The 23,251-nt window shown below is 46.1% G+C and carries 17 protein-coding genes and 1 pseudogene; 6 read left to right on the top strand and 12 right to left on the bottom strand.

Annotation, left to right across the window (positions count from 1 at the left end; all coding sequences use genetic code 11):
- The first annotated feature begins 51 nt into the window (after window positions 1-51).
- The gene (gene serA / locus IUA53_RS05045) at window positions 52-1,281 is read left to right on the top strand and encodes a phosphoglycerate dehydrogenase (protein ID WP_044059007.1); all 1,230 of its coding nucleotides are present in this window, start codon (window positions 52-54) and stop codon (window positions 1,279-1,281) included.
- A 105-nt stretch (window positions 1,282-1,386) separates the two neighbouring features.
- Here serA and IUA53_RS05040 read toward each other — a convergent pair whose 3' ends face one another.
- The 6 genes from IUA53_RS05040 to IUA53_RS05015 form a co-directional block, all read right to left on the bottom strand.
- Window positions 1,387-2,130 (bottom strand): DUF481 domain-containing protein, encoded by a 744-nt coding sequence (locus IUA53_RS05040; protein ID WP_044057792.1) that lies wholly within the window; start codon window positions 2,128-2,130, stop codon window positions 1,387-1,389.
- 186 nt (window positions 2,131-2,316) lie between these two features.
- The gene (locus IUA53_RS05035) at window positions 2,317-3,120 is read right to left on the bottom strand and encodes a DUF481 domain-containing protein (RefSeq protein ID WP_081869510.1); all 804 of its coding nucleotides are present in this window, start codon (window positions 3,118-3,120) and stop codon (window positions 2,317-2,319) included.
- 133 nt (window positions 3,121-3,253) lie between these two features.
- Entirely contained in the window at window positions 3,254-4,078 is an 825-nt protein-coding gene (locus IUA53_RS05030; RefSeq protein ID WP_196898566.1) for an HDOD domain-containing protein, read from the bottom strand.
- A 67-nt stretch (window positions 4,079-4,145) separates the two neighbouring features.
- On the bottom strand, window positions 4,146-4,448 hold the full coding sequence (locus tag IUA53_RS05025) for a DUF1289 domain-containing protein (protein WP_044057794.1): 303 nt from the start codon (window positions 4,446-4,448) through the stop codon (window positions 4,146-4,148).
- A 286-nt stretch (window positions 4,449-4,734) separates the two neighbouring features.
- Entirely contained in the window at window positions 4,735-7,857 is a 3,123-nt protein-coding gene (locus tag IUA53_RS05020) for an efflux RND transporter permease subunit (protein ID WP_044057795.1), read from the bottom strand.
- Complete coding sequence (locus IUA53_RS05015; RefSeq protein ID WP_044057796.1) at window positions 7,857-9,128, bottom strand: efflux RND transporter periplasmic adaptor subunit; 1,272 nt, start codon at window positions 9,126-9,128, stop codon at window positions 7,857-7,859. The genes IUA53_RS05020 and IUA53_RS05015 overlap by 1 nt, the downstream gene beginning before the upstream one ends.
- Window positions 9,129-9,328: 200 nt before the next feature.
- On the opposite strand from IUA53_RS05015, the gene IUA53_RS05010 reads away from it, so the two are divergent.
- Entirely contained in the window at window positions 9,329-10,402 is a 1,074-nt protein-coding gene (locus IUA53_RS05010; RefSeq protein WP_044448328.1) for a LysR family transcriptional regulator, read from the top strand.
- Between the two features lie 235 nt (window positions 10,403-10,637).
- Here the strand turns inward: IUA53_RS05010 and lpdA are convergent, their stop codons facing one another.
- From lpdA to ampD, 6 genes and pseudogenes are all read right to left on the bottom strand, one after another.
- Complete coding sequence (lpdA, locus tag IUA53_RS05005; RefSeq protein ID WP_044057815.1) at window positions 10,638-12,059, bottom strand: dihydrolipoyl dehydrogenase; 1,422 nt, start codon at window positions 12,057-12,059, stop codon at window positions 10,638-10,640.
- Between the two features lie 132 nt (window positions 12,060-12,191).
- Window positions 12,192-14,225 carry a pyruvate dehydrogenase complex dihydrolipoyllysine-residue acetyltransferase gene (gene aceF / locus IUA53_RS05000; RefSeq protein WP_044448330.1) on the bottom strand — a complete coding sequence of 678 codons (2,034 nt, stop codon included), beginning with the start codon at window positions 14,223-14,225 and terminating at the stop codon, window positions 12,192-12,194.
- A 20-nt stretch (window positions 14,226-14,245) separates the two neighbouring features.
- Entirely contained in the window at window positions 14,246-16,921 is a 2,676-nt protein-coding gene (gene aceE / locus IUA53_RS04995; RefSeq protein WP_044057817.1) for a pyruvate dehydrogenase (acetyl-transferring), homodimeric type, read from the bottom strand.
- 211 nt (window positions 16,922-17,132) lie between these two features.
- Window positions 17,133-17,878, bottom strand: a pseudogene (locus IUA53_RS04990) (GntR family transcriptional regulator).
- 337 nt (window positions 17,879-18,215) lie between these two features.
- Window positions 18,216-19,085: a beta-lactamase regulator AmpE gene (gene ampE / locus IUA53_RS04985; protein ID WP_044448332.1), complete on the bottom strand. Its 870-nt coding sequence runs from the start codon at window positions 19,083-19,085 to the stop codon at window positions 18,216-18,218.
- A 36-nt stretch (window positions 19,086-19,121) separates the two neighbouring features.
- Entirely contained in the window at window positions 19,122-19,664 is a 543-nt protein-coding gene (gene ampD, locus IUA53_RS04980; protein WP_044057820.1) for a 1,6-anhydro-N-acetylmuramyl-L-alanine amidase AmpD, read from the bottom strand.
- A 111-nt stretch (window positions 19,665-19,775) separates the two neighbouring features.
- Between ampD and IUA53_RS04975 the strand changes: the two genes are divergently transcribed.
- The 4 genes from IUA53_RS04975 (at window position 19,776) to IUA53_RS04960 (ending at window position 23,249) form a co-directional block, all read left to right on the top strand.
- Window positions 19,776-20,294 (top strand): retropepsin-like aspartic protease family protein, encoded by a 519-nt coding sequence (locus IUA53_RS04975; protein WP_044057821.1) that lies wholly within the window; start codon window positions 19,776-19,778, stop codon window positions 20,292-20,294.
- 18 nt (window positions 20,295-20,312) lie between these two features.
- Window positions 20,313-21,176 carry a carboxylating nicotinate-nucleotide diphosphorylase gene (gene nadC, locus IUA53_RS04970; RefSeq protein WP_044448334.1) on the top strand — a complete coding sequence of 288 codons (864 nt, stop codon included), beginning with the start codon at window positions 20,313-20,315 and terminating at the stop codon, window positions 21,174-21,176.
- Window positions 21,177-21,491: 315 nt separating this feature from the next.
- Window positions 21,492-21,923 (top strand): pilin, encoded by a 432-nt coding sequence (locus IUA53_RS04965; RefSeq protein ID WP_044448336.1) that lies wholly within the window; start codon window positions 21,492-21,494, stop codon window positions 21,921-21,923.
- 114 nt (window positions 21,924-22,037) lie between these two features.
- The gene (locus IUA53_RS04960; protein WP_044057824.1) at window positions 22,038-23,249 is read left to right on the top strand and encodes a type II secretion system F family protein; all 1,212 of its coding nucleotides are present in this window, start codon (window positions 22,038-22,040) and stop codon (window positions 23,247-23,249) included.
- Window positions 23,250-23,251 lie beyond the last annotated feature (2 nt).

The raw sequence follows: 23,251 nt of genomic DNA, 5'->3' as shown, positions 1-23,251 counted from the left end.
ATGCCCACCTTTCGCTCTGTAAATACTAATTTTTTAAGAGATAGCGAATCCATGAGCAAAGTTTCACTAGAGAAGGATAAGATCCGAATATTGTTGTTAGAGGGAGTTCACAAAAGTGCGCTGGAAACCCTAGAGAATAACGGTTATACGAATATTGAGTATCTCAAAACCTCTCTGCCCGAAGACGAGCTAATTGAGAAAATTAAAGATGCTCACTTTGTTGGAATTCGATCTCGTACACAAATTACTGAAAAAGTGGTGGATGCAGCGAAGAAATTGGTTGCCGTTGGCTGCTTCTGTATTGGTACAAACCAAGTAGACCTAGAAGCCACGCAACGTCGTGGTATCCCTGTCTTTAACGCCCCTTTTTCTAACACGCGTTCTGTCGCCGAATTAGTGCTGGGACAAATCATTCTGCTACTTCGCCAAGTGCCAAGCAAAAACGCGAAAGCACACCGTGGTGAGTGGGAAAAAACTGCCGATGGTTCATACGAAGCCCGTGGTAAAACCCTGGGGATTATTGGTTACGGTCATATCGGTACGCAGCTTAGCATTCTGGCAGAGCACCTTGGTATGCGCGTGCAGTTTTTTGATATTGAAGACAAGCTAGTATTAGGTAACTCTACGCAAGTTAAGTCGCTAGAAAAGCTGTTAAACACCGCTGATGTTATTTCTTTGCATGTACCTGAAACCCCGCAGACACAGAATATGTTTGGCGCTAAAGAATTTGCACAAATGAAGAAAGGTAGCATATTCATTAATGCTTCTCGCGGAACAGTGGTAGACATAGACGCGCTGGCAGACGCGCTTGAAAGCGGCCAATTAAACGGCGCCGCCATTGACGTATTCCCTGTTGAGCCAAAATCGAATAAAGAAGAGTTTCAATCTCCTCTACGTAAATTCGATAACTGTATTCTTACTCCTCATGTGGGCGGAAGCACCCAAGAAGCGCAAGAAAACATTGGTATTGAAGTGGCCGGAAAACTGGCGAAGTACAGCGATAATGGCTCTACCCTGTCTGCGGTGAACTTCCCTGAGGTATCATTACCTGAGCATATCTCACGTTCTCGCTTGCTGCACATTCACAGAAACCAGCCAGGTATACTTACTCAAATTAACCAAGCGTTTGCGGAAAAAGGCATTAACATTGAAGCCCAGTATCTACAAACGACTGCAGAAATTGGTTATGTGGTGGTTGATGTTCAACAAGACCGAGCTTACGACGCCTTAGCCCAGCTGCAGCAAATTGACGGCACAATTAAAACCCGCATTTTGCACTAAGCAAAAAGCCGACTAATTAGGCATAAAAAAACGCTGCAATGTGCAGCGTTTTTTTTGCTTTTTGCCTGCGCTTAGGTGTTAGAACCTAGCTTTATCTCGCAGGGTTTAAAAGAAGTTATACACTAAGCTAACCGCTGTTTCAGTATCTAGCTTTTCTACATCGTCTTCTACGTCGGTGTTGTGATCAAGTTTGAACGACAAACGCATAGACAAGTTGCCACTAATGGTGGCGGTAAGTGCTGATTCAGCACGCGACTTGGTGTTTTCAGACCCTACTTCTGTACTTACCGTTTGGGTAAATTTAGCTGTGTCTGAAATTTTCCACGTATAAGCACTTGATGCACGAACAATGGCACTGCTTTGGTCTTCACCGTCTTGTGTTTCAGCCCATGAATAACCAGGACCAATTGAGTACTCAAGCGTGTGGCGCTGGTTTTCTAGCACCTTTTGGTTCCAACCCGCTGCGAGGGTTGCTTGGTAATCAAAGTTACTTAAACGGTCGTCTTCGTATGAAGCAAATCCGAACAAACGGTTATCAGGGTTTTCTAGCTTGTAATTGCCCTGTGCAGAACCGTAGAACTTTTGTGCTGATGTGTACTCTTCTTCTGTACCATCGTCATTATCTACCGTTTCTTCTTTATACAAACCTTCGATTGCGTAATCGTTGCTCCATTTCTCAAGCTCTTGGTGAGCAGTAATGCCTGCACTGATTGAGGTAGTCTTGGTGTTACCTGTTGTAGAGATAAAGCCGAGCTCACCGTCCATTGTGAAAGGCTTTATTTCGTCTTGCGCAAAGGCTGCTGAAGAAGCTGATAAGGCGATAAGTGTTGCAAGAAGCTGTTTATTCATTGGCAATCCTAGTGGTTTACTATCCTTTACCGTAGCAGGCCAGTGAACTGTTACACACGGGCTGTACGGCGCAAATTTACTGCGGGCAATAGTACCTACCTCACATTCTCAGTCAATGAAGGTTAGCCTAAAAAATCGCCAAAAAACGCAATATTTACACTAAAAGATAAGATAAATCGGGCTGTTTTAAAAAAACTGGTATACCAACGCCACCGATGTCTCGGTGCTTAACGGGTCAATATCTTCTGCCGTGTCACTTTCGTGACTTAAAATAAACGACAATTTCATCGCAAGTGAGCCAAAGACATTGGCCGACAACGACGTTTCAGAGCGAGATTTGGTATTTTCAGCGCCCGCTTCTGTGCTTAAAAACTGACGAAGCTTGGCCCCTGAATTCCAATGATATTTATATTCGGCGGAGGCGCGAACAATCACCCCGTCGTTCACCGAGTCGGTGGTTTCTTCTTCAGGTTCAACAAATGCGTAGCCAGGCCCAATGCTGTACCTGAACTCACTTTCTTCGTCACGCCATAAGCGTTGCGACCAACCCGCCGCCAATGAGGCTCGTTGATCGTAACCATTGAAGTCATCATCTTCATAGTCGCCGTACATGAAAAGGCGACGGCCGGGTATGTTGAGTTTGTAATCGAACTGAGCACTGCCATAAAGACGCTTTGCGGTCACTTCTCTTTCGCCTGAATCAACGGTACTTTCTTTGTACAGCATTTCGGCAAAATATAAGCTGCTCCAGTTTTCCGTTTCGTGATCGGCATTGACGCCCGCTTTAACGCTGGCAGCAGAAGTATTTCCCGTATTCACCAATACCCCAAGCTCTCCATCTAACGAAAAGCGGGGAATTTCATCATCGGTATCTGGCGTAAAATCGGCATGATATAGCGTTTGAATGAGGTCTCTATCGGTGGCCAAGGCACCAAAAGAAACACTCATCAGCGTGAAAAACAACCAGCCACGGGAAAACGTATTAAGCATAATTTAAATTAGGTTTAGTCTATTTAATTGGTTTTGTTTACTGAGCGGGGTCAATAAACACCTTATTATGCCCTTCCGTGGGAGGCGCTACATTCGCTGCACGCAGCTTTTAGCTAAGTTTGTACCTTATTGCTTAGTGTATCAACATTGCAACTTTTGTGGTTTCAATATCCGCAAAAGTGATCGCATTTGAAATAGCATCCATATCGGCACTTACACTATTGGCTATTTCTTTAGAGAAAAGTTCAATTTCACCGTAACATTCTTTATTGTGCTGCATGGCGGTAATGCGTGAGGCCAATGCTAAAATGCCGATGTCAGTGTCTGCATCCTGTTTGGTAGGGTCGTTTGCGTTCATTACAGGGTAGTAAAGCACAAGCGGCAACTTCCAATTTTCCAATATAGTACCGCTACATTCTGAAAAGGTAAATCCGAAGTGTCTGATTTGCCTTACATAGGGCAGTTCACAAACCTTATCATCTTGGTAAATCTTATAAAGATCTGAAGAATGTTTAGCTACAACTAATTCACTCAAGTTCTGCAAAATCCCCATGACAAAGAATCGTTCGCTGCCGCGAATGCCAAGGTGACGTGCAAGGCATTTAGCCACCATGCCGCAATATACAGCTTGATACCAATGCTTATCTAAATCGATATGAGGGGTATTGAAAGACTTGAATGCAGAGTTAGCAGTTTCTGCAACCACCAGATTGTACAACGCTTCGCCACCAATCACGCTTATGGCTTTAGAAATTGACTCTACCTGCGAGGGAAAACGGAACAAGGCACTGTTGGCAAGCCTTAACACTTTGGCAGTTAAGGATGGATCTACACTGATCAGCGCACCTAAATCCTCCGCGCTAGAACGCGGGTCGTCTAATACGGCTCTAATACGAATACAAACCTCAGGCAAAGCAAAGGATTTAGCTGCCAAGGCCACGTACTTATTTAACGTCATGAATAGACCTACTTAATTTCTAATAATCAACTACAGAGGCTACCGTGAGTACCCGGCTTATCTGCTATTAGGTTGAGCCTGTATCGTCGGATCCGTCGAACATACCTAGCTGCTCACCCACTCCACTGGCGTTTTGCTGCTCTTTGTCTTTACGGCGCGCCCGCGCGTAGGCCGCCGCTTTTCGTTTATGGCACGCAGAGATAATTTTCCTACGGGTACCATCGTCAATTTTTAGCCAATACAAGCGTTCTTCACGACTACGAAAACAGCCTTTACAAAATCCTCGGGGGCCTGATTCACACACACCAATGCACGGGCTAGGGATAGCAAAAAACTCGAGTTGTTGCCCTTGATTTGAATGATCCGTCATCGTTCATTAGTGCCGTAATGAATGTGCTTAGGGACAATTAAACCCCAGGTCACGTATTTGTGCCAGTAGACATTAGCCGCAGCTGTACTCTATATGGTGGATTTACCGGTAAATATCAACTCTGTATCTATACACGGGTATAAACCATTGGTGTGTCATGACCATTTCCCACGTAGGCGCTGGCGCATTGTAGGTGGCAAAAACATAGGCCAAACAAAAAAAGGCCACTCTATTGAGTGGCCTAAAAATGCCCCTTAAGAGGGCAACGCTTGGGTAGACGGGAGAGTTAACCTTTGCGTTTTAGCAAGTAGTAGAAGACCGGTGTAAGAATTAAGCCAAAGAAGGTCACACCTATCATGCCGGAGAATACGGCAACCCCCATGGCTTGACGCATTTCCGCCCCCGCTCCGGTTGAGAGAACCATTGGCAATACCCCCATAATAAAGGCAATAGAGGTCATCAAAATAGGGCGTAAACGCAAGCGACTGGCTTCTTTAATCGCCGACAGAGCATCCATACCACTGTCTTGTAGCTCTTTGGCAAATTCCACAATAAGAATGGCGTTTTTGGTGGCAAGCCCAACCAATACAATCAGCCCTATTTGGGTAAAGATATTGTTATCGCCGCCATAAATTTGCACACCAATAAGGGCACTTAACAGGGTCATAGGTACAATAAGAATAATAGCCAATGGCAAGCGTAGGCTTTCATACTGCGCCGCTAACACCAAGAACACCAACAGCACCACCAACGGGAAAACAAAGGCTGAGGCATTACCCGCCAGTATTTGCTGGTAGGTTAGTTCGGTCCATTCGTAGGTCATACCCAGTGGTAGGGTTTCTGCCAAAATTTCTTCAATGGCCGCTTTGGCTTGGTCAGAGGAATAGCCCGCTGCTGGCGCGCCATTCACTTCCGCCGTCACATACCCGTTGTAGTGCATAACACGGTCTGGGCCGGCGCTGTGCTCAACATTTAAAAATGAGCCTAAGGGGATCATCTCGCCTTGTGAATTACGCACTTTAAATTGCGTAATATCGCCAATTTCCTGTCGATATTGCGCATCGGCCTGCACGTTCACCTGGTATGTTCTGCCAAATAAGTTGAAGTCGTTGACATACAACGAACCTAGGTACGCCTGCATAGTAGTAAACAAGGTGTCTATGTTTACTCCTTGGCTTACCGCTTTTTCGCGGTCTACGTCTACATCAAGCTGAGGCACCGCCACGGTAAAGCTGGTGAACGACCCGGTTAAGGCTGGGTGTGCCCACGCTTTGCCAATCACTTCCTGAGTGACCCGCTCTAGTTCTTGAAAGCCAAGATTGCCTCTATCTTCAATTTGCAGTCTAAAGCCGCCAATAGTCCCTAGCCCCATCACTGGCGGAGGCGGAAATATAGCCACGTAAGCCCCTTTGATTGCGCCAAACTGCTGATTTAGCTTTGCTGCAATGGCCCCTGCTGATAACTCGGGTGACTGGCGTTCATTAAAGGGTTTAAGTGGCGTAAACAAAATACCTGAGCTTGGACTGTTAGTGAAACCGTTGATATTAAGCCCGGGAAACGCCACGGCGTCAGACACACCTGGGTGCGCCATGGCAATCCGTGACATTTCACGAATGACCTCTTCGGTTCTGTCTAAGCTTGCCGCATTGGGTAACTGTGCAAACGCCACCAAATATTGCTTGTCTTGCCCTGGCACATAACCGGTGGGCGTAGACGCAAATTGGTTATAGGTAAGCGCAATTAAACCTGCATACAACACCAATACAATACCGCTTTTACGAATTAACCCACCCACAGCGCCGGTGTATTTTTTTGAGCCTCGCTCGAATACGCGGTTAAACGGGGCAAACACGAAACGGCCAAACACTTTGTCCATGCCACGGGTTAACCAATCATTGGCTTTACCATGAGGCTTAAGCAATAGCGCAGACAGTGCCGGGCTAAGGGTTAACGAGTTAATCGCAGATATGACTGTGGATATAGTGATAGTAAGGGCAAACTGCTTATAGAATTGCCCGGTTAAGCCACTCATAAATGCAGTAGGAATAAATACCGCGGCAAGCACTAAAGTTGTGGCAATAATAGGGCCAGTCACCTCTTTCATGGCTTGCACGGTGGCATCAAAAGGAGACTTACCCTCTGCAATATTTCGCTCTACGTTTTCCACCACCACAATAGCGTCATCTACCACAATACCTATTGCCAACACCAAACCAAACAATGATAAAGCGTTAAGTGAAAAGCCCATAAGCTGCATGAACGCAAAGGTTCCCACTAATGAAATAGGCACTGCAACAAGGGGAATGATAGACGCACGCCAGGTTTGTAAGAACAGCACTACCACTAATACAACCAGCAATACGGCTTCCAGCAAGGTGTCGACTACGGCTTCAATAGAGCCTCGAACAAACACCGTGGGGTCGTAAACAATGTCGTACTCCAAACCGTCGGGAAACATTGTCGACAGCTCAGCCATACGGGCGCGCACGTCATCAGAAATTTGAATAGCATTTGAACCCGGCGCTTGAAATATAGGTAAAGCCGCGGCCGGTTTATTATTTAACAGCGAGCGCAATGAATAGTTGTCTGCCCCTAACTCCACACGGGCCACGTCCTTAAGACGGGTTATTTCCCCATTTTCGCCGGTTTTGACAATAATATTTTCAAACTCGGTTTCATCTTTTAATCGCCCGCGAACGTTAATCAGTAACTGAAATTCGCTTTTACCCGTGGGTTGAGAGCCTAAGCTTCCTGCTGCCGCCTGCTGGTTTTGATCGGCAATAGCTGCGGCCACATCGCCAGGATTTAGTTGTAGCGCGGCAAGTTTATTCGGGTCTAGCCACACACGCATGCTGAACTCACCGGCGCCAAACATACGCACCTGCCCTACTCCGTTAATACGAGCCAGCTCGTCTTTTACAAACTGATCAGCATAGTTAGACAAATACAGCATGTCGTAACGGTTATCTGGCGAGGTTAAATGCACCACCATGGTTAAATCTGGTGATGATTTTTCGGTAACAACCCCTAAGCGCTGTACCTCTTCGGGCAAGCGGGGCGTGGCGCGGTTCACACGATTTTGAACGAGCGTAGTGGCATCATCAGGATCGGTGCCGATAGCAAAGGTGATAGTAAGGGTCATGGTGCCATCGCTGGTTGCCTGCGACGACATATACAGCATATCTTCAACACCATTAATTTCTTGCTCTAACGGCGTTGCAACAGTAGCTGCGATAACTTCTGGGTTGGCACCAGGGTAACTTGCCGTCACGACAACGGTGGGCGGCACCACTTCAGGGTATTCTGTAATAGGCAATTGCCACACCGCAATGGCCCCGCCGATGAAAATAAGCAACGACAGCACACCCGCAAATATCGGGCGGCTAATGAAGAATTGCGAAATGTTCATTACTTAAGACCTGCCGTAACCGTAGGCGCTGACACTGAACCACCAGCAAGCACATCATCAAACTGCGCCATGTTTTGTGTCAGCTCGGTGGCATTATCCACACGAGACTGCCAATTAGACAAATTAGCCAAAGCGTCTTCATCACCCATAGGCACTTCGTTTGCTGCCACCAACGCACCAGGGCGAACACGCTGCAAGCCGTCCACAACAATGCTGTCGTTAGCGTTTAAGCCACGTTTAATAATACGCATGCTACCCACTTTATCGCCTAATGTTACTGGGCGGTATTCCACTTTATTTTCTTCATTTACTACAAGGACAAACTTGTTGTTTAAATCTGTACCTATGGCTTTTTCTTTAATAAGAATGCCTTGCTCCTGGGTGTCGCCTGCCAGTTTAAGGTGGGCAAACAAACCGGGGATTAAACGACCCTCGTCATTGTTAAATACGGCGCGCACGCGAAGCGTGCCTGTACTGCTATTCACTTGATTGTCGATAAAATCAATTTGCCCCCAGTGATGATAGTCAGACTCATTTGCCAAACGCATAGCAACAGGCTGCTCACTAACGGCCGTTGACGCCTTATTAGTAGACGATAGGTAGTTAAGATACGTTTGCTCATCTATGTCGAAGTACGCGTAAAGACGATCTGTTGACACGATACGCGTTAACTCGGTTTGCCCTGCCGTGACGAAGTTACCTTCGGTTATATTCGCGCGAGAAATACGCCCTGAAATTGGCGCTTCAACACGGGCAAAACCACGGTTTAAACGCGCTACGTCAAGCTCCGCTTGGGTTTGATTTAAACTGGCTAACGCCTGATTCTTTTCTGCTAAACGGGCATCTAGCACTTCTTCAGACACCGCTTGGGTTTTGCGAAGTTTGAAGGCGCGATTATAGTTCTGCTCAGCAAGTTGAACGCGGCTTTTCGCTTCTTCAAGTTGCGCAGTTAAACGAGAAACTTCAGCCTTAAACGTACGGTTATCAATAAGGAACAAGGTTTGACCTTGTTCAACATATTCACCTTCATCAAAAGCCACAAAATCGATATAGCCGGACACGCGAGGACGCAACGCAACAATATGTGGAGACTCTAAACGACCTGTAAAGTTATCCCATTCGGTTAACCGCTGAGATACCACTTTTGCCACATCAACAGGCACACCAGTATTTGCCTGCATGGTCTGAGCTGGCCCTTTTTCATCGCCGCCACATGCAGCGACCAGCAAAGTAAGGCTTACCATTGCCAATAAACGGGTAAAAGTTTTCATTGCAAGATACTCTTAAAAATTGAACTAAAGTTTGATGCCGTGCATTATGCACACCCTCAAACAATAAAAATAATTATCTTTTAATATGCAACACATCACATGATGTTATATATTAGGAAGCAGATGAAGTTATGAACAACTCACCGTTCGTGGTATCAATGCGTTACGTCCACGCCACGTTTTGACCAAAGGAGACGAAGATGCGTCCACATGATTTAAATTTACTCATGATATTTGATGCCATCATGACAGAAGGTGCGATTACGCGCGCTGCCGATAGACTGTCGATGACACAGCCTGCTGTATCTAATGCCCTTTCGCGCATGCGTACAGCGTGGAACGATGAGCTGTTTGTTAAAGACGGTCGCGGTATTCAACCCACCTCCTTTGCTAAAAACCTGTGGAGCCAAATTCAAGGTCCCTTAGGTGAGCTTGAAGTGGCCGTCAACCCTACCGACTTCAACCCTGCTACCGCTAAACGTACCTTTCGTATTGCCGCCACCGACAGTATCGTTTCTATTGTGTGGGGACCCCTTCGTAAAGTGATTGAAAACGAAGCACCGGGTATCAACATCCACGCTATTCCCAACTACGATATGGAAAGCCATAAAATTCTCAAAGATGCTGAAGCCGAGCTTACGTTTTCAAAATATCTTGAACCTGGCTCAGTCATTCGCGCAGAACACGTGCTCGACCCAAGCTGGGTGGTGGTAATGCGCCCCGATCACCCGCTGGCAAAATCGCAACTCACTTTAGAAGACTTTGTGGCTGCCGATCACTTATTGGTGTCGGTTACCGGCGATGTAACTGGCCCTACCGATCAAGTGCTTGCAAACCTTGGTTTAAAGCGCCGCGTGGCCATGTCGGTTAATCAATTCTATAACGCCACACCACTACTGAGAGAAAGCGATCTCATTTGCGTGGCGCCTTCTCTTGTCTTGGAAAGAGAAATATTTTCCGGCGAATTAGCGGTGTTTGAAACGCCCATTGAAATCGTCAGCTCTCCCCTTTCTGTTATGTGGCATAAACGTCAAGATCAAGATGCAGGCTTGCAGTGGTTGCGTAGCTTAGTGGTGAAATTTATTCGGGAACGCGCCCAACGCCATGAAATGCTGCTTTCCCAGTGTTGCCGAAAAGCCTATTGCGCAGATACCGTAAAACGATTTATGGATCAGCGAAATATGGACTGTAGCGAATTTTCGCCAGCCCACTTAAACGTGCCAAGTAACGATGAGATTAACAAGGAAAATGAAGAGCACAAAAAGCCGGCTTAGTGAGGGTATTGCTGAAGCCGTTGTTTGGTGACTAGGCCTCTACCTTCCACACGCGCTATATTGCCCATTAACTCTATTTGATATTCTCCATATTTTGATTTTGCCTTTATAGCGTGTTTAGCCGTATTTGACATCTACCAGCACGGGCATTTTGAAAATACTCGTCGAGATTTAGATATAGTATAAAAAAACCCGCTCATTGAGCGGGTTTTTAAATTTCATCACAAAGACTCAGTTACTTTTTCTTCTTTGCTTTTGGGTTTGGTAGGTCTGTAATGCTTCCTTCAAAGATTTCAGACGCTAAGCCAATAGACTCGTTAAGTGTTGGGTGAGCGTGAATAGTTAATGCAACATCTTCTGCATCAGCACCCATCTCAATAGCTAGGCCAATTTCACCGAGCATTTCGCCCGCGTTGGTACCTACCATTGCACCACCAATAACGCGGCCAGTTTCTTTTTCGAAGATCATCTTGGTCATACCGTTAGTTGCATCAGAGGCAATCGCACGGCCTGAAGCAGCCCAAGGGAAAGTTGCAGTTTCATAGCTTACGCCCTGCTCTTTCGCTTCTTTTTCAGTTAAACCCACCCAAGCGACTTCTGGCTCAGTATAGGCAACTGAAGGAATAGCACGTGGGTCGAAGTAGTGCTTCTGCCCAGCAATAACTTCTGCTGCAACATGGCCTTCATGCACCGCTTTGTGTGCAAGCATTGGCTGACCTACAAGGTCACCGATTGCAAAGATGTGGTCAACGTTAGTACGCATTTGCTTATCAACATTGATAAAGCCACGCTCGTCAACGTTTACGCCAGCAGTATCAGCACCAACTAGCTTGCCATTTGGCTTACGACCAACAGCAACCAATACTTTATCGTAACGAACGGGTTCAGCAGGCGCTTTTTTGCCTTCAAAGGTCACATACAAGCCATCATCTTTTGCTTCAACCGCAGTTACTTTGGTTTCTAGCATGATGTTAAACTTGTCTTTGTAGTCTTTCATGAATACTTTCATGATGTCTTTGTCAGCTGCTGGAATTAGCTGGTCTAAGAACTCTACTACATCAATTTTTGAGCCTAGTGCTTCGTACACTGTGCCCATTTCTAGACCGATGATACCACCGCCTAGTACTAGCATTTTCTCTGGAATGTCTTTCATTTCCAAAGCGCCAGTTGAATCAATTACACGGTCATCTTCAGGGATGAACGGAAGGCTTACTGGCTCAGAACCCGCAGCAATAATCGCTTTTTCAAAAGTAATAGTAGTAACGTCGTCACCATCTTTTACTTCTAGGGTATTAGCGCCTGTGAACTTGCCGTAACCTTTAACGTGTTTGGTTTTACGCATTTTTGACATGCCGCCAAGACCGTTAGTTAGTTGGCTAACAACGCTGTCTTTGTATTCGCGGATTTTGTCTAAGTCGATGGTAGGCTCGCCGAAAGTCACACCGTGGCTTGCAAGGTGCTTTGCTTCTTTCATTACTTTAGCAACGTGAAGAAGGGCTTTTGAAGGAATACAGCCTACATTTAGACAAACACCACCTAGGGTGTCACGAGAGTCTACGATAACTGTTTCAATACCTAAGTCAGCTGCACGGAAAGCTGCTGAATAACCGCCAGGGCCGCCGCCCAGTACCACCAATTGCGTTTTTATTTCGCTCATTGTGAACCTCAATCCTGTTCTTGTAGGGTCATGCTATTACTTTTGTGTAATAGCATAACCTAAATGCCGCCAAATGGGCTGATAAAATCGTCGAAAATGTTACTGATATTGTAAACTTTTTCGACCTTTTACTTAAAGTATGATTCTGCGTAAGTCAGTTAGGTTTGCAGCCACCTCGGTAGAGAATCTTGCACCTACCGCACCATCGATTACTCGGTGGTCGTAAGACAGGCTTAGCGGCACCATTAAGCGCGGCTCGAACTCTTTACCATTCCACTTAGGCTTCATCTCAGACTTAGACACACCTAATATGGCGACTTCTGGTGCATTTACAATAGGCGTAAACGCCGTACCGCCAATACCACCTAGGCTAGAGATAGTAAATGTACCGCCCTGCATGTCTGCAGCTTTAAGTTTACCTTCGCGGGCTTTCTTGGACGTTTCGATAAGCTCGCGAGAAAGTTCTTCAATACCTTTCTTATTCACATCGCGAATAACAGGAACAACAAGGCCTCCCGGTGTTTCTACCGCAATACCAATATTGATGAACTTCTTAATGATTAAACTCTCGCCATCATCAGACAGTGAAGAGTTAAACACTTCGTACTTTTCTAGCGCTTTAGCGACTGCCTTCATAACGAAAACAAGTGGTGTGATCTTAAGACCAGACTTAATTTTCGCGTGGTAAGCATTTTGCTCTTTACGGAAGTCTTCAACGTCTGTGATATCGGCTTCGTCGAACTGGGTAACGTGGGGAATAGTCGCCCAGTTACGGTGTAAGAACGGACCAGAGATTTTCTGAATGCGCGAAAGTTTCTGCTCTTCAATTTCACCAAACTTGCTGTGATCAACAGGTTTAACTGGCACAATTTGAAGTACGTTATCACCCGCAGGGGCATTACCTGACGCGGCAGCAGTTTTAGGCTTAGCCAGTTCCGCTTTCACATAGGCTTGAACGTCTTCTTTCAAAATACGGTTTTTAGGGCCTGAGCCTTTAACCTGAGTTAGGGCTACACCAAACTCACGGGCAACACGTCGTACTGATGGTGACGCGTGTGCTTTACCTGTACTTTTCGCTTCTGGCGCTGGAGGCACAGGAGAGCGACTCGCAGACGCCTCTTGCTTAGGCGCTTCTTTCTTAGGCGCTTCAGCTGGCTTTTCCGCAGGTTTTTCGGACGCTGGTGCCGGTGCCTCACCGCCATTGGTTTCAAGCTTAACAACCAAAGTGCCTTGCTTAACCTTATCGCCTGCTTTAATAAAGACTTCCTTGATGGTACCTGCATGTGTTGAAGGTACATCCATGGTGGCTTTATCAGTTTCTAGCGTAATTAGGCCGTCTTCTTTTTCAACCGTATCGCCAGCCGATACAAGTACATCGATAACGTCAACTTCACCGTCTTCACCAATATCAGGTACAGCAACTTCAATAGTCTCGCTGCTTGCTTCTGCTTTAGGTGCTGATTCTTGTTGGCTCGACGCTTCGTTAGAAGACGCTTCTGATTTTTCAGCTTTCTCAGTTGAAGACGATGCACTTGAAGACGATTCGCTTGAACCGCCTTCACCAGCTATTTCAAGCTTAATCACTACCGTGCCTTCTTTTACCTTATCACCATTACTGATAAGAACTTCTTTCACTGTACCCGCGTGTGTTGAAGGTACGTCCATCGTCGCTTTATCAGTTTCAAGGGTAATAAGACCATCTTCTTTTTCGATGGTGTCGCCCACTGAAACCAACACGTCGATAACGTCTACTTCGTCATCAGAGCCGATATCCGGTACGGCAACTTCAATCACTTCACTGGTACCAGAAGCAGCAGGCGCTGCATCTGACTTGCTTTCCTCTTCAGGGGCTTCTTGAGCAGGAGCTTCTTGCTTCGGCGCTTCTTGCACATCATCAGAAGCAGTGTCTTCTGATGCACTTTCACCGCCAGCGGCCTTCATCTCACCGATAACATCGCCTTCTTTAATCTTATCGCCGACAGCGACAGACAAGCTTACGATTTCACCTTCAAACGGTGCCGGGATGTCCATCGACGCTTTGTCACTTTCTACAGTCACAACGCCTTCGTCTGCCTCAATGGTGTCGCCTACGGCAACACATAGCTCGATAACTTCAACTTCGTCACCGCCTACATCGGGTACGATAATCTTTTGAATATCTGACATATGTAAAATACCTTCTTTGGCTACGCGTAAAGTGGGTTAAGTTTTTCAGCGTTAATATCAAAACGCTTAATCGCTTCTGCTACCACTTTCTTCTCAACGTCACCACGTTGAGCCAATTCGTAAAGTGATGCAACCACAATGTATGACGCATTAACTTCAAAGTGCGTACGCAAGTTTTCGCGGCTATCGCTTCGACCGAAACCATCTGTACCTAGGCAGCGGTATTCAGTATCGATAAACGCACGTACTTGATCTGAGTAGTTCTTCACATAGTCAGTGGCAGAAATTGCAGGGCCTGCATCTTTCGTAATAACCTGACCAATGTAAGGGACTTTTTGCTCAGCTTCTGGGTTAAGCATGTTGTAACGTGCTACGTCTTGACCTTCACGGGCTAGCTCGTTGAACGAGGTTACCGAGTACACGTCAGACGATACGTTGTAGTCTTCACACAGAATTTGTGCCGCTTTACGCACTTCGTTCAAGATAGTACCTGAGCCCATTAGCTGAACGTTAAGCGTAGACTTGTCGTTTTCAACACGCTCTAGCTTATAGATACCTTTAATGATTTGCTCAGCAATATCGTCACCTTCTGGCATTGCCGGGTGCTGATAGTTCTCGTTCATCAGCGTTAGGTAGTAGAACACGTTCTCGTTGTTACCGTACATACGACGCAGACCGTCTTGAACGATAACCGCGACTTCGTAACCGTACGTTGGATCGTAAGTAATACAGTTAGGAATAAGGTTCGCCTGAACATGTGAGTGGCCGTCTTGGTGCTGTAGACCTTCACCGTTAAGTGTGGTTCTACCTGCAGTTGCACCTAGTAGGAAACCGCGTGCTTGGCTATCGCCTGCTGCCCATGCAAGGTCACCAACACGTTGGAAACCAAACATTGAGTAGTAAATATAGAACGGAATAGTGGTGGCGTTACAGGTTGAGTAAGACGTACCCGACGCCACCCATGATGCCATTGCACCTAATTCGTTAATACCTTCTTGCAGTACCTGACCTTTCTTGTCTTCACGGTAGTAAGCCACTTGGTCTGCATCTTGAGGCACGTATTTTTGGCCTTCGTTAGCATAAATACCTACCTGACGGAACAAGCCTTCCATACCGAAAGTACGGGCTTCATCAGGAATAATTGGCACAATGCGCTTACCAATTTTCTTGTCTTTCAATAGCGCGTTAAGTACACGCACGAAGGTCATGGTGGACGATACTTGACGGTCGCCTGAACCTTTCAAGATAGCATCGAAGGCGCTTAGCTCTGGAATTTCAAGCTGTTCTTCAGCCTGCTCGCGGCGAGAAGGCAGGTAACCACCAAGTGCTTCACGACGTGCACGAAGATATTTCATTTCTTCGCTGTCTTCGTCGAATTTGAAGTAAGGTAGTTCTTCAATCTTCTCATCGGCGATTGGAATGTTGAAACGGTCGCGGAACTGCTTGATAGAGTCAACGTCCATCTTCTTCACGTTGTGCGCCACGTTTTGCGCTTCACCCGATGCACCAAGGCCAAAACCTTTAACGGTTTTAGCAAGAATTACCGTTGGGCGACCTTTCGTATCAATGGCTTTTTGGTATGCCGCAAATACTTTAACTGGGTCGTGACCACCACGGTTTAGGCGCCAGATGTCATCGTCAGACATGTTGGCTACAAGTGCCGCGGTTTCAGGGTACTTGTTGAAGAAGTTTTCACGGGTGTACTTGCCGCCTTTGGCTTTACAGTTTTGGTATTCACCGTCTACGGTTTCACCCATAAGCTGGATTAGCTTGCCAGATTTATCGCGGGCAAGCAGTTCATCCCAGTAACTCCCCCAAATGACTTTCACGACTTCCCAGCCTGCGCCGCGGAACGTACCTTCAAGTTCTTGGATAATTTTGCCGTTACCACGTACCGGGCCGTCAAGGCGCTGTAAGTTACAGTTGATAACAAACGTTAGGTTGTCTAGGCCTTCGCGAGACGCAAGACCTATTGCACCCAAGCTTTCTGGCTCATCACACTCACCGTCGCCCATGTAGCAGTATACGCGCTGACCTGAACAGTCTTTAATGCCACGGTTGGTTAGGTACTTAAGGAAGCGGGCTGTGTAGATAGCTTGAAGTGGCCCTAAGCCCATAGATACTGTTGGGAACTGCCAGTAATCTTTCATCAAGTGAGGGTGTGGGTATGAAGATAAACCTTCCCCTGCGCACTCTTGACGGAAGTTATTTAACTGCTCTTCAGTTAAGTTGCCTTCCATGTATGAACGGGCGTAAATACCTGGAGAAATATGGCCTTGAGCGAAAATAAAGTCGCCGCCTTGGTTTTCATTAGGCGCTTTGAAGAAATGGTTGAAACCTACATCGTAAAGCATAGCAGATGACGCGAAGCTACCAATGTGGCCGCCAAGCTCAAGGTCTTTTTTAGATGCACGCAATACAATCATTAATGCGTTCCAACGAATTGCCGCACGGATGCGCGCTTCGATGGTCAAGTCGCCAGGCATGTTTGGCTCTTGCGCTGCAGGGATAGTATTGATGTAGGCAGTGGTTGCGTCATACGGTAGATGCGCTCCACTGCGACGTGCTTTATCAATAAGTTTTTCGAGTAAATAATGGGCGCGTTCTACGCCTTCCTCTTCTAAAACCGACTCAAGCGCATCAATCCACTCTTTAGTTTCTTGAGGATCTACATCTTGGTGCATCATATCAGACATGGTGCCATCCTATTTTTTGCTTATATAGAAAATCCTCCCTTAGCATTGCCCCTAAACTTAAAAGCGCTAAAAGAAGGAAAACTAAATTACGTTGTACTCACAGTGACCCAATCTGGCTCACCTGCTTTTGCATTGGCACAGGTTTTCACCTGACCGGCCGCTGCGAATGAATAGCTATCCAAACCTTTATCATTTAACGGTGGCTGAATAACTAAATTTCTAATCGACGTAACGCACGCTGTACGCGAGTATCACGCTGATTAATGGTTAATAGCGTTTTTTCAATAAACGCCAAATGCGTATTACATGCCTGACGCGCAGATTCAGGGTCACGTGCTGCAATTGCTTCTACAATTTCGCGACGCTGCTTAGCAATGTCTTCCACCGCTTTCAGGGTGCGCTCAGCATGTCAAAATTTCGTTCAATGTTGTCTACCAGCATACTTTGCATGGTGCTCATTACGTGTAATAGCACCATATTGTGTGATGCTCGTGCCATAATGATATAAAACTGCCCTAAGGCTTCAGCCTGAGCCCGCTTACTTTCACTGGCTTTAGGCGTTGGCAGTTCATTAAGCGCTTGCTTTAGCGCTTCGTAATCTTCTGGCTGGCCACGTAGCGCCGCGTAGTATGCCGCCATACCTTCAAGGGCATGACGAAACTCAAGTAAATCGAATTGGGTTTCAGGGCGTTGGCTCACAAGGTCCATCAATGGGTCTTTCATCGCCGCGTTCAGGTTGCGGTTTACGAAGGTACCGCCACCTTGTTTACGCTCGACAAGCCCACGGGCCTGTAAATTGCCAATGGCTTCTCTTAATGAAGGACGAGACACGTCAAATTCTAGCGCTAACTCTCTTTCTGGTGGCAACTTTTGCCCTGCCAATAATGTACCGTCAAGTATCATAGACTCGAGTTGCTCGGTAATCACATCAGAGAGTTTTTTTCGCTGCTGACGCATGCGTTGTATCTATCCTTCTTATTGTACGCGCTGAATATTACTCTGATGAATGTAAAAAATAATCGGGGTTAATTTAAACATTCATAAAATTGGTAATACCATTTTACCTATACAGTTTAAGGCAGATCGATTTCGAGGTAAATACTCTCAAGCATAGCAAACCTAATGCAGTTTGCTTGGTGTTAAGCTTTATTGTTGAATTTGTTAAGAAAAGTTATCGAACCACAACTGGTCTGATGAGGTTTGCAACTGCGGAAAGTGTGCTAAAGCAACTGATCTACAAATGGTTTCTTTGCAGACCAGTGCTGACGTTTTCAGTAAATGTAAAAAATAGTGGTTATGCGAGGCTACCCACGAGTGTCAAAGAAGCGGTCACCACCAGCAAGAAAACAACATTACGTTTTGCTAATTTTACTAACACCTTGGGTTCAATTGCTGCATTTTCGCTCTGCTGTGCATATTCTTCCGGCGAAAGTGTTTCTGCTTTTGCGGAAATCTGAGTTAAAACATCGTAAGCGGGTACGTCAAATTTAATGGCGAACTTAATCCACTCGGGTAGTGCTCGCGAAAAGTGCCCCATCATTAACATACCAAAAGCGGTAATTCTTACTGGGATAAAATCTAACGCAAACATAAGCCGTCCAGCGCCATCTTTTAATGGATGCTCAGCGTTACACAGGGCTTCAGTAGCACTTCGGCTTAAACAGTAAAATAACGCGCCAGGTGCGCCGAAACCAATGAACCAAAGCATAACCGCAGCATAGTGCTGATAATTCAACCATGTAAGATGTTGGCCAAAACTTTTCCCCTCACCTTTTGCTGTGCCATCGCTCTGCGCTGTGCTAGCGCAGTGGCCAAGTTGATCGGTATACATGCTACAGGCTTGCAAGTCGTTGCGTTCTGCGGCATTTAAAAAGCGCTTATAAATAGCGCGTAACGTAGGGCAGCCAATACAAACAAAAAGCACGATACTTTGTTCTATAAAGGTAAAGAAGGCACCTAATACCCAATATTCAATTAACCCCAATACCACTGGCGGTAGAAGCAAAGCGGCATACAAAGAAATAGGCGCGGTATTGTCAGACAGCCACTGGGTTTTCTCTAGCCAAGCTCGATACTGAGCAGCATACCTTTCGATATGCCAATTCGCGTCTTTACTCACCACACGCTCTAGGCTCAATACTAATAGCAAAGTCATTAAAATCATGAGATTACGCGCTTCCTTTTTAAATAAATGAAAGTGTTAGGGCTCAACAGTAAAAAGGCTTTGTCGAAACCTTGGCCAATCGAATTCGTATCCTGGGTCGGTTTTTCGCCCTGGTGCAATATCATTATGACCCACAATACGCCCGATAGTGATCCGAGGATAGCGCAGAATGATAAATTTAGAGAGGTTCTCTAGTGCTAAGTACTGTGCGTCTGTGTAAGGCAAGGTATCAGTTCCCTCAAGTTCGATACCAATAGAATAATCGTTACAGCGCTGCCGCCCCTGAAATGATGAAATGCCCGCATGCCAAGCCCGCGCATCAAAAGGCACGAATTGCTCAATCACGCCTGTTCGGTAGATAACGCAGTGCGCCGACACACGGATGTGAGCAATCTCTTTAAAAAAGGGGTGAGCATGGGGGTTTAACTGACCGGTGAATAAATCTCGAATACCAGAAGTGGCGAACTCGCCAGGAGGAAGAGAAATATTATGAATGACCAATAAGCTCACATCATCGGCGTTGGGTCGCGCATCGTAGTGTGTGCTTTTAATTTGCGTGGCGTTGTCGTATAGCACCATTATGTTTGATTTTTCGTGCAATCGTCTACATTCTCTAAAGTGTGACATTGCCTTGCTTGCGAAATCAAGGAAAGCCAAGAACAAAACCAAAATAACAGAGTAGTTAATAACATGAACAACGAACACCAGGATACCCGTTCAGCGGGTAAGTGGATGGTAGCCCTTGCATGGATTTGCGGCCTTGGCCTTCTGGTCTTTGTTTTTTCGGATTTACTGGAAAAACAAGTTAACCCAAATACCGAACCAGCCTCTCAACGGATTGGCACTCAGACAGAAGTTCGCTTAAAGCAAAATAGGCAAGGACACTATGTTACTAGCGGCTACATCAATGGCGAAGAAGTTGTATTTTTAGTAGATACTGGGGCTACGGACGTCGCCGTGCCTGCGCACCTTGCGTCGAAATTACAATTGCAGGCGGGCCGAGAAGGACTGGCAAGCACGGCCAATGGCGTGGTACGGGTGGCCGAATCTCGAATTAACACCTTGCGTATTGGCGACATTGTTGTGCATAACGTTAAGGCCAATTTAAACCCAGGTATGCAAGACGACCATATTCTTTTAGGCATGAGTGTTTTAAAGCAATTAGAGTTTACTCAGCGCGGAGAATGGTTAATATTGCGTACCCTTTGAAAAATGACTGCGATGAAGATGACATCACCCGATATACAGGCAATTCGCGAACAGGTTTCGCAAGCGCTTATTGAAGATTTAGGCGGCGAGTTAAACGCCGCGAAGGATATTACCGCTAACCTTATTGATGCTGACACTCAAGCCACCGCAACAATTATTACCAGAGAACCCTGTGTGGTGTGTGGCGTCGCGTGGGTAAACCAAGCTTTTGCCCTTGTCGACCCTAATGTGTCTGTCACTTGGCATGTGAATGACGGCGACAAGGTGGATGGCGATACAGTACTTGTTAGCTTATCTGGGTCGGCGCGCGCCATTTTAACGGCAGAGCGTACGGCGCTCAATTTTCTCCAAACCTTGTCAGGCACTGCGACCACCACCGCGTTTTATGCACACATACTCAGTGATAGCGAAACGAAGATCCTCGACACGCGAAAAACCCTGCCTGGACTACGTATGGCGCAAAAATACGCTGTACGCTGCGGCGGCGGACAAAATCACCGAATAGGGCTTTTTGACGCGTTTTTGATAAAAGAAAATCACATTTTTTCTTGCGGAGGTATTCGCCCTGCCATTCAACGCGCTAAGGCGATGATGCCAGGCGCGCCAGTTGAAGTTGAAGTGGAGTCAATAGACGAACTAAAACTGGCCTTAGAGGCTGGCGCTGACATTATTATGTTAGATAATTTCACTAACGAACAGATCCAAGAGTCAGTAGCGCTCACGAATAAGCGCAGTAAACTGGAAGTGTCTGGAAACATTACCGATGAACGTCTTGCTTCGTTAAGTAAATTGGGTGTGGATTACATTTCTTCTGGCGCATTAACCAAACATGTTCAAGCCATAGATCTTTCGCTTCGTATTAATATAGATAGCGATAAATAATTCCATCCTAATTGAGGGAGTTCTCTCCCTCGCTCTTTACTTATCAGCGCCAGTTAACACACACGTATTGTTCGCCATAACTTTTGTAACTACAAGATTATTATACAAAAGATTAAATGCATCATAGGTGCTGGGCGCTAGCTGTGCGATAACCTGCGAAAGCAACACACCGGTATAATTTCCGATACTTGTCAGTTAGAAATTGAAATCTATACTGAGTATCAAGTACCGGGGTCGTCATTCACGTCTCGGGTATAAATGTTAATTTGAACACGACTTTACTATTGCGTGACACACAGCTCCCGGAGAACAAATATGAAAAACATGAATGCGTTAAATCAAAAAGGTTTCACTCTAATCGAACTTATGATTGTGGTTGCTATTATCGGTATTCTTGCCGCTATTGCTCTGCCTTCATATTTAAACTACACAGAGAAAGCCAGCTTCACTGAAGTGACTAACTCAACCGCAGCAGCGAAAACAGCGGTAGAGATTTGCGCACAAACCACCGGTGCCTTGGCCAACTGTGACGGCGGCTCAAACGGTGTTCCATCTAATATTGATAACTCGTCTGATACTAGCCTTGTTGGCCTAACTACCGCTAACGGCGTTATCACAGCGACCGCTTCTGGTGATTCAGGTATCGAAGATGATTCAGGTAACGCAGCAACTTACGTGCTAACGCCAACTTTGGCAAATGGTCGTGTAACTTGGGCTGCAGCATGTACCCCAGCCACACTATGTTAAGTCGCCGTGCTTAGTGTGTAGAAAGGCCCAGCAATGTCTGGGCTTTTTTGTCTTTCCACATTGCATTTTCACACAGCGCAATATTGATTTTCTTTTTGGCGGAGTAGGTATTTAATGGCGAAGGCAGCAACCACCTATACTTGGCAAGGCAAAGATCGCCGAGGTAACAGCAGAAAAGGCGAAATTTCTGCTATTAGCCTTGCCGAAGCTAAAAACCTTTTGCGACGCCAGGGCATTTCTGCCAATAAAGTGAAAAAGCTGGCTACACCGCTATTTGGCAGAGGCGCACAAAAGATAGTAGCTGCCGATATTTCTGTGATGTCTCGGCAAATTGCCACCATGTTAGGGGCCGGTGTTACCCTAATTCAATCATTAGACATGATAGCGCAAGGCCATGCTAAAGCGTCTATGCGTAAGCTGCTTCACGAAATATCTAACGAAGTTAAATCGGGAAACCCTTTGTCTGGCGCGTTACGCAAACACCCTGATTATTTCGATGATCTATACTGTGATTTGGTTTACACAGGGGAGCAATCGGGTGCCCTTGAAACCATTTACGACCGTATAGCCACTTATAAAGAAAAGGCCGAAGCCCTTAAATCAAAAATAAAAAAAGCCATGCTTTACCCCATCGCGGTGGTAGTGGTTGCATTTGTGGTAACCACCATTCTTTTAATATTTGTGGTGCCACAATTTGAAGATATTTTCAGTAGCTTTGGTGCAGAGTTGCCTGCCTTTACCCAATTCGTATTAGCCATTTCCCGTTTTGTGCAAGATTATGGATTCGTGATGGCCATTGCTGCGGTAGGCGCAGGCATGCTATTTGTGCGTGCCCATAAAAAAAGCCAATCCCTAAGAGACAATGTAGATAAGGCCATTCTCAAAGCCCCCGTAGTGGGCGAAATACTGAAAAAGGCCAGCATTGCGCGTTTTACCCGAACGTTGGCCACCACCTTTTCTGCTGGTGTTCCACTGATTGGCGCATTAGAGTCTGCCGCAGGCGCTTCAGGTAATGCGGTATTTCGCGATGCCATTTTATTTATGCGCAAAGAGGTAGCGGGCGGCATGCAGATGCATACTGCCATGCGCGCCACCAATGTATTCCCCGATATGGTGACGCAAATGGTGGCGATTGGCGAGGAGTCTGGCGCGGTAGATAGCATGCTTAGCAAAATAGCCACTATTTATGAGGCTGAAGTCGACGATATGGTTGATGGACTAACAAGTTTACTTGAGCCTATTATTATGGCGGTGCTGGGTGTCGTTATTGGGGGCTTAATTGTGGCCATGTACCTGCCTATATTTGAAATGGGTAATGTAGTGTGAAC

Origin of the sequence: Alteromonas sp. B31-7, assembly GCF_015767655.1 — a bacterium.
Taxonomy (GTDB): Bacteria; Pseudomonadota; Gammaproteobacteria; order Enterobacterales; family Alteromonadaceae; genus Alteromonas; species Alteromonas australica.
This window is presented reverse-complemented; position numbering and strand designations above follow the sequence as displayed.

Excerpts from the sequence above, each read along its gene's own strand:
- IUA53_RS05010 (WP_044448328.1), top strand. The coding sequence starts at position 9,329 with ATGCGTCCACATGATTTAAATTTACTCATGATATTTGATGCCATCATG.
- IUA53_RS04960 (WP_044057824.1), top strand. The coding sequence starts at position 22,038 with ATGGCGAAGGCAGCAACCACCTATACTTGGCAAGGCAAAGATCGCCGA.
- IUA53_RS05020 (WP_044057795.1), bottom strand. The coding sequence starts at position 7,857 with ATGAACATTTCGCAATTCTTCATTAGCCGCCCGATATTTGCGGGTGTG.
- IUA53_RS04975 (WP_044057821.1), top strand. The coding sequence starts at position 19,776 with ATGAACAACGAACACCAGGATACCCGTTCAGCGGGTAAGTGGATGGTA.
- ampE (WP_044448332.1), bottom strand. The coding sequence starts at position 19,085 with ATGATTTTAATGACTTTGCTATTAGTATTGAGCCTAGAGCGTGTGGTG.
- IUA53_RS05025 (WP_044057794.1), bottom strand. The coding sequence starts at position 4,448 with ATGACGGATCATTCAAATCAAGGGCAACAACTCGAGTTTTTTGCTATC.
- ampD (WP_044057820.1), bottom strand. The coding sequence starts at position 19,664 with ATGGTGCTATACGACAACGCCACGCAAATTAAAAGCACACACTACGAT.
- IUA53_RS05035 (WP_081869510.1), bottom strand. The coding sequence starts at position 3,120 with ATGCTTAATACGTTTTCCCGTGGCTGGTTGTTTTTCACGCTGATGAGT.
- aceF (WP_044448330.1), bottom strand. The coding sequence starts at position 14,225 with ATGTCAGATATTCAAAAGATTATCGTACCCGATGTAGGCGGTGACGAA.
- IUA53_RS05030 (WP_196898566.1), bottom strand. The coding sequence starts at position 4,078 with ATGACGTTAAATAAGTACGTGGCCTTGGCAGCTAAATCCTTTGCTTTG.
- aceE (WP_044057817.1), bottom strand. The coding sequence starts at position 16,921 with ATGTCTGATATGATGCACCAAGATGTAGATCCTCAAGAAACTAAAGAG.
- IUA53_RS05040 (WP_044057792.1), bottom strand. The coding sequence starts at position 2,130 with ATGAATAAACAGCTTCTTGCAACACTTATCGCCTTATCAGCTTCTTCA.
- serA (WP_044059007.1), top strand. The coding sequence starts at position 52 with ATGAGCAAAGTTTCACTAGAGAAGGATAAGATCCGAATATTGTTGTTA.
- IUA53_RS05015 (WP_044057796.1), bottom strand. The coding sequence starts at position 9,128 with ATGAAAACTTTTACCCGTTTATTGGCAATGGTAAGCCTTACTTTGCTG.
- IUA53_RS04965 (WP_044448336.1), top strand. The coding sequence starts at position 21,492 with ATGAAAAACATGAATGCGTTAAATCAAAAAGGTTTCACTCTAATCGAA.
- nadC (WP_044448334.1), top strand. The coding sequence starts at position 20,313 with ATGACATCACCCGATATACAGGCAATTCGCGAACAGGTTTCGCAAGCG.
- lpdA (WP_044057815.1), bottom strand. The coding sequence starts at position 12,059 with ATGAGCGAAATAAAAACGCAATTGGTGGTACTGGGCGGCGGCCCTGGC.